This window comes from Devosia epidermidihirudinis, assembly GCF_000971295.1.
GTDB classification, from domain to species: Bacteria; Pseudomonadota; Alphaproteobacteria; order Rhizobiales; family Devosiaceae; genus Devosia; species Devosia epidermidihirudinis.
Window position 1 is genome coordinate 206,119 of record NZ_LANJ01000046.1, and the last position, 14,946, is coordinate 221,064.

The following is a 14,946-nucleotide window of genomic DNA, read 5'->3' on the forward strand; positions in this document are numbered from 1 at the left end:
ATGGCTAAATCCTTGATGTTCATGGGCACTGGGTCCGATGTGGGCAAGTCGCTGATTGTGGCAGGGCTGTGCCGGGCGCTGGCTAATCGCGGGCTGCGGGTGGCGCCGTTCAAGCCGCAGAACATGAGCAATAACGCTGCGGTCACCGCTGATGGCGGCGAGATCGGGCGGGCGCAGGCGCTGCAGGCGCGGGCATCGCGGCGCGAGCCGGTTACGGCGATGAACCCGGTTTTGCTCAAGCCTGAGCAGGAGACCGGGGCGCAGGTGGTGGTGCGCGGACAGCGGCGGGCCAGCATGTCGGCGCGCAGCTATTGGGCCGAGCGCGGCAAGCTGATGCCTGAGGTGGTCGCAGCGTTTCATGAGCTGGCGGCTGATGTCGACATAGTGCTTGTCGAAGGCGCGGGGAGCGCTTCGGAGGTCAATCTGCGGGGCAATGACCTCGCCAATTTCGGCTTTGCCGAGGCGGCCAAGGTGCCGGTAGTGCTGGTTGGCGATATTCATCGCGGTGGGGTGATTGCCTCGGTTGTTGGCACGTTTGCGGTGATCGCGCCCGAGGATGCTGCCCGCATCAAGGCGACGATGATCAACAAATTTCAAGGCGATCCGAGCCTGTTTGCCTCGGGTGTGGCGTTCATCCGCGAGCGGACGGACGTGCCGTGTTTCGGCCCGGTACCGTGGTTTGCTGATGCCGGGCGACTGCCCGCCGAGGACGTGTTGGCGCTGGAGGATTACACGGCAAACGGGAAAGGCAGTTACACCATTGGCGTTCCGCGCCTGCCGAGGATTGCCAATTTTGATGATCTAGACCCGCTGCGGGCCGAGCCCGGTGTTCGACTTATCCTCGTTACTCCCGGCACCCCAATTCCGCGGGATGCGGACCTGGTGATCCTCCCCGGCTCGAAGGCGACACGCAGCGATCTCGATGCTTTGCGGGCCAACGGCTGGGACACCGATATTAAGGCCCATCACAGGGCAGGGGGACAAGTTCTCGGAATCTGCGGTGGCTACCAGATGTTAGGGCGAACGATTGCCGATCCTGATGGCATTGAGGGCGCGCCGGGGACGAGCGAGGGGCTGGGGCTGCTCGATGTCGAGACGGTGCTGAGCCCGGCCAAACAATTGCGGGTCGAAAACGCGATCCATCGCCAGAGCGGACTGCCGATTGCTGGCTATCACATGCATATGGGCGTGACGTCTGGGCCCGATACGGCGCGGGCGTTTGCGCAGGTTGGCGACAAGGCCGAAGGGGCTGTCAGCGCTAATGGGCGGGTCGCGGGGACGTATCTGCACGGGCTGTTTACAGCTGATGATTTCCGCGGCTTCATGCTGGGCGACGCGGCGGGCCCCGACCTGGCCTATGAGGCCGGAATTGAGGCAACGCTGGACGCGTTGGCGGCCCACCTTGAGGCGCATCTTGATATTGATGCGCTGTTGGCGCTGGCGGAGTAAACCGGCGCTGAGTAGAAGGGCTGGCCAATCTGGACCTCGCCATGCACAGCTTTATCGCCCCGCTTGCCCTGATCGTTGAACGCCGTTTTGGCTATTCGCAAAGATTGGTCGAGACCATCGGGCATCCGGTGATGTGGTTCGGTCGGGTCATCAGCTTCTTTGAAAAGCGCCTGAACACGGCGCGGCGGACGCCCGAGCAGCAAAAGCTGGCGGGCGTGGTGGCGTTGGTGGCATTGCTGGCGCTGGTGCTGGTTATCACCTTGGCAATTCAGCAGGTTTTGCGGCTGGTGCCGGGTGGCTGGATCATCGAAATGCTGCTGGCAACGCCCTTCCTGGCGCAAAAGGAACTCGGTCGCGCGGTGGCGGCGGTGGGCGATGCGCTGCGGTCCTCGCTGACGGCGGGGCGTGAGGCGGTGAGCCATATTGTGGGGCGTGATCCGCAGGCGCTCGATGAGGCCGGGGTGGCGCGGGCGGCGATTGAGACACTGGCGGAGAGCACGTCAGACGGCGTGGTGGCGCCGTGGTTCTGGCTGGTGCTGTTCGGGCTGCCCGGCATTGCGCTCTACAAGGCTGTAAATACAGCGGATTCCATGATCGGGCACCTCAACGATCGCTACCGCTATTATGGCTGGTCGGCGGCGCGGCTGGACGATTTCGTCAATCTTATCCCCGCGCGTTTGTCGGCCGTGCTGATCGTGGTCGGGTGCTTCTTTACTCCCGGCGCGAGCCCCAGCAAGGCCTGGCAGGCTGCTTTGCGCGATGCCAAGGGGCATAAGTCGCCCAATTCGGGCTGGCCGGAGGCGGCCTTTGCCGGAGCGCTCGGATTTTCGCTTGGTGGACCAAGGGCTTATGATGGCGAGGTGATTGACCTGGCCACCATGGGCAACGGGAAGAAGGCGCTCGGCCCAGCCGATATCGCCAGCGCAATACTGTTGTATCGCGCCACTCTCACTGTGCTGCTGATTGCCAGCACACTGTTAGCATTACTCGTCGCAATCAGCTGAAAACGGCGGTGGTTTTCAGCTGCGAGTGGGGAAGGCCCCCTCACCCGACCCAAGAGGGTCGACCTCTCCCCCAAAGGGAGAGGTGAAGAGGGGAGCAGCGCTAGTTTGCGCTTTCGCCTTTGAGGGTGATCGGTAGGCCGGCGACGATGAAATAGGCCTCGTCGCAAATCTCGGCCAGTTGCTGATGGGCCGAACCGGCGAGATCGCGGAAGGTGCGGGCCATGGCGTTGTCGGGCACGATGCCCAGTCCAACCTCGTTGCTCACCAGAATCACCTGCGTGTCTTCGATCTGCGCCAATGTCGCGCCCAACTCGGTGACGGCTTCGGCAACGTCGAGATTGGCCATCAGCAAATTCGTGATCCAGAGCGTGAGGCAATCGACGAGGATCACGTCATGATCCCGCGCTGCGGCGCGAATGGCTCGGGAAAGCGCGACCGGCTCCTCGATGGTGGCGAAGCGGTCGGCGCGGCTGGTCCTGTGGCTGGCGACGCGCTCGCGCATTTCGCCGTCCAGGGCTTCCGCCGTGGCCAGATAGGCTGGTTTGACGCCGGACCGGATGGCCAGCCGCTCGGCAAAGGCCGTCTTGCCCGAGCGCGCGCCGCCCAGCACCAATACATGTCGTGTCATGTTCGATCCTTCCCGTGTTTGGCTCGCCACATCCCAGTGGCAGAAAGTGCCGTGCAGCGATAGCTGTGGTGCGGCAGGGCTCGACCTGCGCAAGTTGCACCAAAGTGGACGGTTTTGTGCCTATTCTACTTTCGTCTTAGCATCTTTCGCACTATGGTCCGCGCCGAAACAGACCTTTAGAATCCCTCCAAGTTATGGAGACTCCCCGCGTGCCCAGGTATTATCTTGGTGTTGATGGTGGCGGCACCAACTGCCGTGTTCGCCTGACCGACGAAAATCTCGTGACGCTCGCCGAAGTCAAGAACGGCCGCTCCAATCTACAGATTGATGGCGGTGACCCAGCGTACAAGGCAATTCTGGATGGCACGCGTGATGCCTTTAAGGCCGCGGGCATTGATTATGCCGAAACCGCCAATACGCACGCCTGCTTCGGCATGGCCGGTGGTCGCATGGACAGCGCCCGCGCAGAGTTTACAGCGCGCGAATGGCCCTTCGCCAGCGTCACGGTTTACGATGATATCGACATTGCCCATGCCGGTGCCCTTGGCGGCGACGAGGGCGGTGTGATCATTGTCGGCACGGGTTCGGCCGCCATGTCCATCGTCGATGGCAAGCGCCATCAGGCTGGTGGCTGGGGCTTCCCCATTGGCGATCAGATGTCGGGCGCGATTCTCGGGCGCGAACTCGTGCGCTATACGGTTGAGGCGGAAGATGGCCTGGTCGAGGGCTCGCCTCTGACCAAGGCCGTCAGGGATCAGCTCGGCGGCAGCAATCAGTCGATCATGACCTGGGCCTTTGCCATCGAACTCGACGTCAAGATCATCAGCAATGATGGCTCCGAAGGGTGCGATGACGCCCTGATCGGCCGCGCGCCGGGCGAATATGGCAAGCTGATGCCGCTGTTCTTCGAATACCTCGAAAAGGGCGACCCTGTTGCCCAGAAGATGATCGACATCGAGTTCGGCTACATCGAGACCTATGTGCGCTGGTTCAAGGCGCACAATGCCAAGGTCATGGCCATTGTCGGCGGCTTCGGCGAACGCCTGTTCCCGCGCCTGCAGCAGCAGTACGGCGACTTTGTTGCCCTGCCGAAATTTGAACCCCTGCATGGTGCGATCATTCTCGCCAAGCAGAATTCTACGTCAAACTGAGGACTTGCCCCGTGTCCAGCCGTATCATTCCCGTCCCGACTTTCGACTACGTGGTGTTCGGCGCCACGGGCGACCTGACCAAACGCAAGCTGATCCCTGCGCTTTACCATCGTTTCCTCGATGGTCAGTTCGATGATGAGTGCCGCATTATCGGTGTGTCCCGCTCCAAGCTGAGCGACGCCGATTTCCAGGCCGCCGCTCGTGATGCGGTCATCCAGTTCGTGGAAAAGGATTATCAGGACGAGAAGGTCATCGACCGCTTCGTCAAGATTTTCAGCTATGTGGCTGTCGACGTCAGCAAGCCTGAAGAGGCTGGCGATCTCGGCAAGAAGCTGCGCGAAGACCCCAAGGTTGTGCGCGCCTTCTATCTGGCCGTGGCGCCCGACCTGTTCGAGCCCATCGCCGAATACCTCGCCAAAAAGAAGTATTATCGCCGCGACGCCCGCGTCGTGATCGAAAAGCCATTGGGCCACGATCTGCTGTCCTCGATGGAAATCAATGACGGCGTGGCCAAGATCTTCAAGGAAGATCAGGTCTATCGCATCGATCACTATCTCGGCAAAGAGACGGTGCAGAACCTGCTGGCGCTGCGCTTTGCCAACACGCTGTTCGAGCCCATCTGGAACTCGGCCCATATCGACCACGTGCAGCTGACCGTGGCCGAGAGCGTTGGCGCTGGTACACGCGGCTATTACGATGAATCTGGCGCCCTGCGCGACATGATCCAGAACCATATGCTGCAGCTGCTGTGCCTTGTGGCCATGGAGCCACCAGCATCGGACGACGCCAATGCGCTGCGCGACGAAAAGCTCAAAGTGCTGCGCGCGCTCAAGCCCATCGTCAACGGCGATGTGGCCAAGAACACCGTGCGTGGCCAGTATAAGGGCGTTAAGTCGGAAACCACGGCTGTGGCCGGGTATCAGGACGAGTTGCCCGAAGACAAGAAGGGCAGCCGCACTGAGACTTTTGTGGCCTTGAAGGCCGAAGTTGAAAACTGGCGCTGGGCTGGTGTGCCGTTCTACTTCCGCACCGGCAAGCGCATGGCCAACCGCGTTTCGGAAATCTGCATCCAGTTCAAGCCAATCCCGCACTCCATGTTCGACCATGCCGAGGGCGCGCCAAAGGCCAACAAGCTGATCATCCGCCTGCAGCCCGACGAAGGCGTCAAGCTGATGATGATGATCAAGGATCCAGGTCCCGGTGGCATGCGCCTGCGCGAAGTGCCGTTGAACCTCTCCTTTGCCCAGACGTTTAGCGAGCGGACGCCAGAAGCCTATGAGCGCCTGTTGCTCGACGTGATCCGTGGCAGCCAGACGCTGTTCATGCGCCGCGACGAATTGGAAGAAGCCTGGACATGGGTGGACCCGATCCGCGAAGCATGGGATCGCTCTAGCGAGCCACCACAATCTTATGTGGCGGGGACCTGGGGCCCAAGCGGCGCGATCGCCCTGATCGAGCGCGACGGTCGCACCTGGTATGAGGACGATATCTAAGGCTTCAGGGCTCGCTGCCTGACCTTGTCCGTTTGGCCGAGGTTGTCGCGATAGCGACGTGTGGGCGTGTAATGCTGACGGGTGGTGTGATGCGTCAAGATCGCACCCCTGACCCACTCCCCTGCGGGGCGAGGGGACGATAGAGTGGAGGCGCGGTTCACGCCGCCGCCTCTGCCAAGATAAGGACGACACCTATGACGATCGATCGCCGCACTTTTGCCGACAAGCCGACTTTGGCTGCCGAACTGGCCGAAGCCGTTGCCGACCGTATCCGGGCGGCGATTACCGAGCGTGGCATGGCGGCAATTGCGGTGAGCGGCGGATCGACCCCATCGCGCTTCTTCCAGGCGCTGGGCAAGACCAAGGATATCGATTGGTCCAAGGTCATCGTAACGCTGGTGGACGAGCGCTGGGTCGATGAGACCAGCGATCGCTCCAATGCGCTTCTGGTCAACGAACGCATGTTGCAGGGTCCTGCTGCAACGGCGCGGTTCTTCCCGCTCTATTCGGGCGGCGATGAGCCGGATGCCGACGCTGTCGGCCGCACCAATGCCCTGCTCGCCGATCTGCCAGAGCAGTTCGCAGCGGTGGTGCTGGGCATGGGCAATGACGGGCACACGGCCTCGTTCTTCCCCGGCGGCGATACACTGGACGCTGCGCTGCATACTGAAGGGCCAACTCTGGCCATTCACGCACCGGGCGCGGGCGAACCGCGCATCACATTTACCCTTCCGCGTCTCCTCCGCACGGATGGGCTCTACCTGCATATCGAAGGCGAGGAAAAGGCCGAAGTGCTCGATAAGGCGCTGGGCGATGGTCCAACTGAGGACATGCCCATCCGCGCTGTGCTGCGCTCCGACCACACTGTAACTGTCTACTGGTGCCCATAGTCCCCTTAGCGATCCCCAATCGACCGCTCTGGCCACGAAGGGCTCCATAAAAAGGAGCTCGCCAATGTCTGTCCGTCAGGCCATCCAGGATGTCACCGATCGTATCGCGGCCCGCAGCCACGATACGCGCCGGGACTATCTCAACCGCGTTGAGGCTGCGCGCGAAGCCGGCGTTAATCGCGCCGTGCTCTCCTGCGGCAACCTTGCGCATGCCTTTGCCGCCTGCACCCCGTCTGAAAAGGCGGCTCTTGCGGGCGACAAGGTACTGAACCTGGGCATCATCAACAGCTATAACGACATGCTGAGTGCCCATCAGCCCTATCAATTCTATCCCGACATCATCAAGGAAGCGGCCCGCTCCATCGGCGCGACCGCCCAGGTGGCCGGCGGCGTGCCCGCGATGTGCGATGGCGTGACCCAGGGCCAGCCCGGCATGGACCTCAGCCTGTTCAGCCGCGACGTGATCGCCATGGCGACGGCGATCTCGCTCAGCCACAACATGTTCGATGCCGCTGTCTATCTCGGCATTTGCGACAAGATCGTCCCCGGCCTGTTGATCGGCGCGCTGACCTTTGGTCACCTGCCAGCCGTGTTCGTGCCCGCCGGTCCCATGCCATCGGGCATTCCGAACGACGAAAAGAGCAAGGTCCGCCAGCTCTATATGGAGGGCAAGGTCGGCCGCGCCGAACTGCTCGAGGCCGAGAGCAAGTCCTATCACTCGGCCGGCACCTGTACCTTCTATGGCACGGCAAACTCCAACCAGATGCTCATGGAAATCATGGGCCTGCACCTGCCGGGCGCGAGCTTTGTCAATCCGGGCACCCCGCTGCGCGATGCGTTGACCAAGGAAGCCACCATCCGCGCGCTGTCGCTGAGCGCGCAGGGCAACAACTACACCCCGGTCGGCCACATCATCGATGAGAAGGCCATCGTCAACGGGCTGGTGGGCCTGCACGCCACGGGCGGCTCGACCAACCACACCATGCACCTGATCGCCATTGCGGCGGCTGCGGGCCTGCAGGTGACCTGGGACGATATGAGCGACCTCTCGGACGCAACGCCGCTGCTGGCGCGCGTTTACCCGAACGGCGTTGCCGACGTGAACCACTTCCACGCTGCGGGCGGCATGGGCTTCCTCATTCAGGAACTGCTGGAAAGCGGGCACCTGCACGAAGACGTCAAGACCGTCTGGGGCAATGGCCTGTCGGGCTATACCGTCGAAGCCAAGCTGATCGAAGACAAGCTGACTTTCGAGCAGTCGCCCAAGGAATCGGCGCTGCCAAAGGTGCTGACCAAGGTGGCCACGGCCTTCTCGCCAACGGGCGGCCTCAAGTTGCTGACGGGCAATCTTGGCCGTTCGGTGATCAAGGTCTCGGCGGTCAAGCCCGAGCATCGTGTGATCGAGGCTCCAGCCCGCGTGTTCCACGGCCAGGAAGGCCTGCAGGCCGCGTTCAAGGCAGGCGAGCTCAATGGCGACATGATCGCCGTGGTGCGCTTCTCCGGCCCCAAGGCCCTCGGCATGCCAGAGCTGCACAAGTTGACCCCATCGCTGGGCATTCTGCAGGATCGCGGCTTCAAGGTGGCGCTGCTGACCGATGGCCGCATGTCGGGTGCATCGGGCAAGGTGCCCGCCGCCATCCACATGACGCCGGAAGCCGTCGACGGCGGCCCGATCTCCAAGATCCGCGACGGAGACATGATCCGCCTCGACGCCAATGAAGGCACGCTGACCTTCCTCGGCGACGAGAAGGAGTTTTTCTCGCGCACCCCGGCCACCGAAGACCTCCGCAGCCAGCACTTCGGCATGGGCCGCGAACTCTTCGCCGGGTTCCGGAGCCTAGTGGGTGTGGCCGATCGCGGCGCGAGCGTGTTTCAGTAGTGCAGCGAAAGCAAACCTTCGGCGCTCCAATCAGCATGAAGGGCATCGGCCGCGGTGTCGGCATTGCGTGCTTGATCGCCGTCGGTTTCTTCGCGTCTTACGTTGCCTACCACTACTTCGCGTTGAACTTGCTGTTCAACGCCACCACTCGGCACTTGTATCAGTATCGGGAGGTGGTTGGCCGGAACAACGAGGTCAACCTGATCCCAGGTCTGTTCAGCGGTGGGGAGTCTAAGGTGCAGGTTGGCGCAGAACTTCTAGGCGCTGGCTTGGACGCTTGGAATACCTCTTACACGACGATGCCGCCCGGTGCCGAGAGCGTCGAGAAGTTTCATCTCTGGGCGGGTGGCCGCAGCATAGTGTGCGGCAGCGAACTGTTCGTTCTTGTTGGATACGACGAGAATGATCTGCTGACCTCGGCAACCCTGAGTCAAGGCGGCGCCTGCCTTTGAGACTTTCTAGTTCGCCAGCCAATCGGCAATGATGCTGGCGTCCTGCGGTGTCAGGACGTGGCCGCCAGAAACCGCTTTTAGGGCGACATTTGCGCCCGCTGCGGTCAGCAGCTTGGCGAGTGCCTCGCCCTTGGCGCGGTAGACGTCGGTTTCGCCAATGACAATCAGCACATCGACGCCAACGAGATCGGCAGCGACGTCTTCGTCCAGCACCGGCACTGGCCGCAGCAGCACCGCTTTGCGGATCGCGAGGTCAGGCTGCAACAGCATGGATGCGGCGAGGAAATTGGCGCCGTTAGAATAGCCGAGGCCGATCAACTTGCTGGGATCGAGCCCATAGGCGGATCGTGCCTCTGCCACGAAGGCATCGAGCGCACCGGCCTCGAAGCGCACGTCCTTTTGGTCGAACAGCATGGGACCAAAGCCACGGAACCAGCGGCGGGTGCCGTCCTCGATACTGCGACCGCGCAGGCCGAGCAGGGTTGCGTGAGGCGCCGCGCGGTGGGCAAGGGGCAACAGATCGGTTTCGTCGCCGCCTGTGCCGTGAAACAGCACAATGGTCGTGCCATTGTGCGCGTCTGGCGTGAAGAAGCGGTGATCGTAGATGAGGTCGCGATAAACGACGCGCTCCAGCCCCGGCAGGCCGAACTGGGGCAGCATGGCCTTGATGTCCTCGGGCTCGGGCGCATCGGGCGGCACGAACAGGTCGGTCCCCAAGGTTTCAAGCGGCTCATCCAAGGTGAAGCCCGGCCCATCGCTGGCCATTTCGATCAGCGTGCCACCCGGTTCGCGCACATAGAGCGAGGTGAAGTAATTTCGGTCGTGCAGATTGGTGGGGCTGGAATTGCGCTGGCGCAGCACATGTTCGACGGCGTGGACCTCCTCGGCGTCAAAGGCGCGCACGGCGACATGGTCGGCGGTGCCGGCGCCCGGTGCGCCGGGCCAGAAGCCGGCGGCATCGCGAATGTCGAGGCTGTCGCCCATGTCCGAGATCAGGCGCTGCGTGGTGCCTTCGGTCTTGCCGGCGCGGAAGCCGAAATGGGTGGTGAGGAAGCCAACGGTTTCTTCCTGCACGTCCGAGAGCAGGGTGACGCCCCTGATGCGCCGGATCTGGTGCTCGGGTTCGATGTCGTTTTGCGGCATCTCGAGCGCGGGGAGGTCGACGCCCACCAGTTTGATGGCCACCCCGTCGGGATCGCGCAGGCGAAGGACCGTCTCACCAAACTCCTGGCCGGTGCCCTCAACCTTGACCTGATGGCGCAGGGCGCGTTCGACCCAATAGCCGATGGAGGCGGGGGCGATAGCGAGGGCTAGTTCGCTCACCTGTCCGGCCCCGGGCTGCCCAGCCGAGCCGCCCTGCCAGACCAGAAAGGTAATGAGCGAGCCGGGCGTGGCGGCATAGTCGCCATAGAACAGATGGAGCTGACGCGCATCTTCATAGCCGCCCGTGCGCTTGACCAGTCGCAGGCCGAGAAAGCCGACATAGAAATCAACATTGGCCTGAACCTCGGCGGTAATCAGGGTGACGTGATGAATACCGCTGGTCATGTTATCGGCTCCGGCCAAACAGGCGTTCGATGTCTTTTTTCTTCAGTTCGACATAGGTCGGGCGGCCGTGGATGCATTGGCCGGAATGGGGCGTGGCCTCCATGTCGCGGAGGAGGGCATTCATCTCGTCGACTCGCAGACGGCGACCGGACCGGACTGAGCCGTGGCAGGCCATGCGGGCGATGATCTCGTCCATGCGGTCGGCGACGGCGGTGGACGTGTCCCATTCTGCAAGGCCATCGGCGACGTCGCGGACAAGGCCATCGATATCGGAATTGCCGAGCAGGGCAGGGGTTTCGCGCACGGCGATGGCGCGGGGGCCGAAGCGCTCGAGGTAGAGCCCGAAACGTTCGAGATCGGGCGCAGCGTCTTCGAGGCGCGCGCAATCTTCCTCGGGCAGCTCGATGACCAACGGGATCAGCTGCGCCTGACTGGCGACGGGACCGGAGGCCAGCTGGGCCTTGAACCGCTCATAGACCAGCCGCTCGTGGGCGGCGTGTTGATCGACCAGCAACAGGCCCTCGCCATTCTGGGCGATGATGAAATTGTCGAACATCTGCGCGCGGGCCGTGCCGAGGGGAAACTCGGCCAGTTCAGCAGGTGCGGGCTCGACATAGCGCTCGACACGGGCGCTGGGTTCGTTGAGGCCGTCGAGCGCCGACTGGTTGGCGAGGTCCGAGCCATAGGACGGCGAATAGGGATTGGCGCTGCCATAGCCCATGGGGCGGTCGTAACCGGCAAAGGGCAGGCTCTCATAGCGCGGCGCATTAAGCGCGGGGGCAGGCGGAGCCGCCTCGTAGGACGGGGAGGTGAAGGCGCCCAGAATGTCGTCGGCGACGCTGGTGGAGGCCTTGAACCCGGCAGCGGCCAATGCCTCGCCTACGGCGCGGATGACCGCGCTGCGCACGGCCCCGGCATCGCGGAAGCGCAGCTCGGCCTTGGCGGGGTGGACGTTGACGTCGACTTCACCGGGGTCGATGGCGATATAGAGCGCGACGACAGGGAAACGGTCGCGGAAGGTATAATCGGCATAGGCGGCGCGGACGGCCCCGACCAGCACCTTGTCGCGCACCGAGCGGCCATTGACGAAGTAGAATTGGCTGAGCGAATTGGCGCGGGTGAAGGTGGGCAGGCCCGCCAGACCGGCTACCACAACGCCATGGCGGGCCGTGGCGAGACGCACGGCGTTCTGCGCGAAATCATCGCCCATCACCTGCGCCAACCGCGCCTCAAGCGCGCCCGGACCGCTGACAGCGGGCCAGTTGGATATGGAGCGGTCTGTGCCCGTGAGCACAAAATGCACGGATGGATTGGCCATGGCCAAGCGCTTGATGGCGTCGGTGATGGCCCCGGCCTCGGCGCGGTCGGTCTTGAGGAATTTGAGGCGGGCGGGAACATTGGCGAAGAGGTTTTTGACCTCGACGATCGTGCCGCGGTTCATCGCCAGCGGGACGGGCCCGGAGCGGACGCCATTGCGCACATCGATACGCAGGCCGCTATCGGCATCAACCGTGCGCGAGGAAATCGACAGCTCGGCAACAGAGCCGATGGAGGCGAGCGCTTCACCGCGAAAACCCAGGGTGCGGATGTCATCGAGATCATCTTCGCTGAGCTTGGAGGTGGCGTGACGCTCGACCGACAGCACGAGGTCGGGCTGGTCCATGCCATGCCCATCATCTTCGATGCGGATCAGGCCCTTGCCGCCCGCTGCCGTGGTGACGGTGATGCGCGAGGCGCCCGCGTCGATGGCGTTCTCGACCAGCTCCTTGACCACGCTGGCAGGCCGCTCCACCACCTCGCCAGCAGCTATGCGATTGATGAGCACTTCGGGAAGCTGGCGAATGGGCAAGGTCGATTCTCCTAGGCCCCGGAATATAGGGCATAGGGGACGCCATTCCGACCCGGTTACGCCGTTTTCACCCGATCAGTCGTCGGCGATGCAGGGCGAGTTGAACAGGTCGCCCCGCCACCCGCCTGATACGGTCCGCAGGGCTACGATGAGCCAGGCGATAATCAGCGCCACCACCAGCACTGCGCCGAACCAGGCGATGGGCGAGAGCGGGATGATGTGAGCCAGCTTGAGCGTCGCCACGGCATAGACGCCGAGTGGGAACGTATAGGCCCACCAGCCCAGATTGAACGGCACCGGCTCGGTGAAATAGCGAATGGTGATGAGCGTGGCGAGAAACAGCCACCAGAAGCCAAAACCCCAGAGCAGAATGCCCGCCAGAAGGCTTGCGCCGCCGAGGGCATCGGCAAAGGGGGCAAGGCCATTGGCCGCCAGAACGGCCGGGGCCGATTGCGACAGCAGGAGCAGGCCGAGCGCACCGCTGGCAATCGGGCCCAGGGCCAGCCAGCTTGACGCTGCCATGCTGACATGGGGCAGTTTGTGGACGATCATCCGCACCACCAGCATGACGATGAGCCCCATGGCCAGCGGCACCGAGCAGGCCCAGAGCGCAAAGCAGACGAACAGCACGGCAAGATGGGTGTCGGCCGCCAGATCGGGCAGCAGCAATGCGCCACTGCTGGCGGCAACGCCGCAGGCGACCACAGGCAGCAGCCAGATGGCGGTCATCTGGTCATGGGTATGATGCTGGCGCGTGAACATGAAGAAGGGCACGCCAATACCGCAGGCAAAGGCCAGGCTCGCATCGAACCACCACATGCCAAAGGCAATGTCGATGGCCACATCACCCAGAGCGGGGACGCCGTAGATCACCATGCCATTGCCCACCGTGGCCAGCGCCATGGGAATGCAGCCGAGAAACATCGACATGCTGGAATGGCTGAGAATGCGCTTGGCGCCCTCAAAGAAAATCACCCAGCGCGCGCCGTACATCACCACCGACAGGGCAAACAGCACCATGGTGAAGACCCAGATGCCCATGCCTGTTTTGAACAGCAGCGGCACCTGCGGGAACTGGCCCAGCGCCACCGCGACAATGCCGGTGCCCATGCTGACGGCAAACCAGTTCGGCGTGAACAGGCGCACCAGATCGCGCGGACTGGAAAGGCTGGTAAGCGGGCGCAGGGCGGGAAAATCGATGGTCATGAAAGGCTCCTGCGAGAGCCTATAGGGCGCTGCAATCAAACGATCCAATGAAAGGTTTTTGTGATATCGTTCGAAAAAATAGAATGATTTCTCTGGAGGGCTGCGATGACCCTTGAGCAGTTGCGGATCTTTGTGGCGGTGGCTGAGCGTCAGCACATCACCCGGGCCGCCGAAACGCTGAACATGACGCAATCGGCCGTGAGTTCAGCCATCTCGGCGCTGGAAAGCCGCCACAAGGTGACGCTGTTCGACCGGGTGGGGCGCTCGATTGTGCTCAACGAAGCGGGGCAGGTGTTTCTCGACGAGGCCAGGGCTGTGCTGGACCGGGCCAAGGCCGCAGAGGGGGCGCTCGATGATCTGTCGAGCCTGCGGCGGGGGCAGTTGTCGATCATGGCGAGCCAGACCGTCGCCAGCTATTGGCTGCCGCAGAGGCTGGTGGCCTATCGGCGGGCCTATCCGCAAATCGCCATCGACATGGATTTCATCAATACCGACCGGGTGGCTGACGGCGTTGAAAGCGGTCGGGCGGAACTGGGGCTGGTCGAGTGGTGGGTGGATCGCCCGGCGCTGAGCACGGAGCTGCTGGACGAGGATGAAATGGTTGTCGTGGTGGGGCAAAGCCATCCCTGGGCGGATGGTCGACCTGTGGGCCCCGCGAATTTCACCGAGGCCGAATGGGTGCTGCGCGAGCTTGGCTCGGGCACACGGGCGGCATTTGACGGGATGATCGCCAAGGCGGGGATTGTTGCGGGCGCGGTGAATATCGCGCTGGTGTTGCCGGGCAATGAGGCGCTGCTGGGCGTGCTGGAGGCCGGGTTTGGCGCGACGCTGGTATCGCGCGATGTGGCGCGGCCCCATATCGCGGCGGGCCTGTTGGCGGTGGTGAATGCGCCGCCGGTGAAGCGCTCGTTCTATCTGTTGCGACACAAAGAGCGCTATCGCACGCGGGCGGCCGAGAGCTTTCTCGCTATTGCCGCTGGCATCAACAAGGCTTGAGCGGGGGCATCCCGAAAGGCTAGAGGATTGGCATGAACCAGTACCGCTCACCGATGGACCATGCTCTTGCGCTTGCCGAGGAGGCTGCGGCCCATGGCGAAGCGCCGGTTGCCGCCGTGGTGATGGAAGGCGATGTGGTGCTATCAGCCGAGCGCAACCGCATGAAGGCGCTGAACGATCCGACGGCCCATGCCGAAATGCTGGCCATTCGCGCAGCGCTGGCCAAGCGCGGCACCGGGCGGCTGGATGGCTGCGATCTCTATGTGACGCTCGAGCCCTGCGCCATGTGTGCCGGGGCGATTGCCCATGTGCGGCTGCGGCGGGTGTATTTCGCGGCTGAGGACACCAAGGCCGGTGCGGTGGAGAATGGGGTGCGGCTGTTCATGCAGCCAACGTGTCGT

13 protein-coding genes are annotated in these 14,946 nt (G+C 63.1%); 9 read left to right on the forward strand and 4 right to left on the reverse strand.

Translation table 11 applies throughout. The features are described from left to right. Together WH87_RS17655 and cbiB are read left to right on the forward strand one after the other, a co-directional pair. A complete protein-coding gene (locus WH87_RS17655) occupies positions 1 to 1,449 on the forward strand; it encodes a cobyric acid synthase (RefSeq protein WP_210165696.1) in 1,449 nt (482 codons plus the stop codon). A 41-nt stretch (positions 1,450 to 1,490) separates the two neighbouring features. Next, entirely contained in the window at positions 1,491 to 2,453 is a 963-nt protein-coding gene (gene cbiB / locus WH87_RS17660) for an adenosylcobinamide-phosphate synthase CbiB (protein WP_046138854.1), read from the forward strand. A gap of 100 nt (positions 2,454 to 2,553) precedes the next feature. Here the strand turns inward: cbiB and cobU are convergent, their stop codons facing one another. Next, entirely contained in the window at positions 2,554 to 3,081 is a 528-nt protein-coding gene (cobU, locus tag WH87_RS17665; RefSeq protein ID WP_046138853.1) for a bifunctional adenosylcobinamide kinase/adenosylcobinamide-phosphate guanylyltransferase, read from the reverse strand. Positions 3,082 to 3,290: 209 nt separating this feature from the next. On the opposite strand from cobU, the gene WH87_RS17670 reads away from it, so the two are divergent. The 5 genes from WH87_RS17670 to WH87_RS17690 all read left to right on the forward strand — a co-directional run bounded on the left by WH87_RS17670 (position 3,291) and on the right by WH87_RS17690 (position 8,946). Continuing rightward, complete coding sequence (locus tag WH87_RS17670; RefSeq protein ID WP_197410848.1) at positions 3,291 to 4,232, forward strand: BadF/BadG/BcrA/BcrD ATPase family protein; 942 nt, start codon at positions 3,291 to 3,293, stop codon at positions 4,230 to 4,232. An 11-nt stretch (positions 4,233 to 4,243) separates the two neighbouring features. Beyond that, the gene (zwf, locus tag WH87_RS17675) at positions 4,244 to 5,725 is read left to right on the forward strand and encodes a glucose-6-phosphate dehydrogenase (protein WP_046138851.1); all 1,482 of its coding nucleotides are present in this window, start codon (positions 4,244 to 4,246) and stop codon (positions 5,723 to 5,725) included. A gap of 194 nt (positions 5,726 to 5,919) precedes the next feature. Beyond that, on the forward strand, positions 5,920 to 6,615 hold the full coding sequence (gene pgl, locus WH87_RS17680; RefSeq protein ID WP_046138850.1) for a 6-phosphogluconolactonase: 696 nt from the start codon (positions 5,920 to 5,922) through the stop codon (positions 6,613 to 6,615). Between the two features lie 64 nt (positions 6,616 to 6,679). Then, positions 6,680 to 8,494, forward strand: a complete 1,815-nt coding sequence (gene edd, locus WH87_RS17685) for a phosphogluconate dehydratase (protein ID WP_046138849.1) — start codon at positions 6,680 to 6,682, stop codon at positions 8,492 to 8,494. A gap of 35 nt (positions 8,495 to 8,529) precedes the next feature. Next, a complete protein-coding gene (locus WH87_RS17690; protein ID WP_156458282.1) occupies positions 8,530 to 8,946 on the forward strand; it encodes a hypothetical protein in 417 nt (138 codons plus the stop codon). Positions 8,947 to 8,952: 6 nt separating this feature from the next. Here WH87_RS17690 and WH87_RS17695 read toward each other — a convergent pair whose 3' ends face one another. The 3 genes from WH87_RS17695 to WH87_RS17705 form a co-directional block, all read right to left on the reverse strand. Next, complete coding sequence (locus tag WH87_RS17695) at positions 8,953 to 10,494, reverse strand: VOC family protein (RefSeq protein ID WP_046138847.1); 1,542 nt, start codon at positions 10,492 to 10,494, stop codon at positions 8,953 to 8,955. A gap of 1 nt (position 10,495) precedes the next feature. Beyond that, on the reverse strand, positions 10,496 to 12,343 hold the full coding sequence (mutL, locus tag WH87_RS17700) for a DNA mismatch repair endonuclease MutL (protein ID WP_046138846.1): 1,848 nt from the start codon (positions 12,341 to 12,343) through the stop codon (positions 10,496 to 10,498). Between the two features lie 75 nt (positions 12,344 to 12,418). Continuing rightward, complete coding sequence (locus WH87_RS17705; RefSeq protein ID WP_046139681.1) at positions 12,419 to 13,549, reverse strand: TDT family transporter; 1,131 nt, start codon at positions 13,547 to 13,549, stop codon at positions 12,419 to 12,421. Positions 13,550 to 13,654: 105 nt separating this feature from the next. Between WH87_RS17705 and WH87_RS17710 the strand changes: the two genes are divergently transcribed. Continuing rightward, positions 13,655 to 14,545, forward strand: coding sequence for a LysR family transcriptional regulator (locus tag WH87_RS17710; protein ID WP_046138845.1), 891 nt, complete (start codon positions 13,655 to 13,657; stop codon positions 14,543 to 14,545). Positions 14,546 to 14,577: 32 nt separating this feature from the next. Further along, on the forward strand, positions 14,578 to 14,946 hold a 369-nt coding region (locus tag WH87_RS17715; protein WP_046173287.1), incomplete at its 3' end, for a nucleoside deaminase.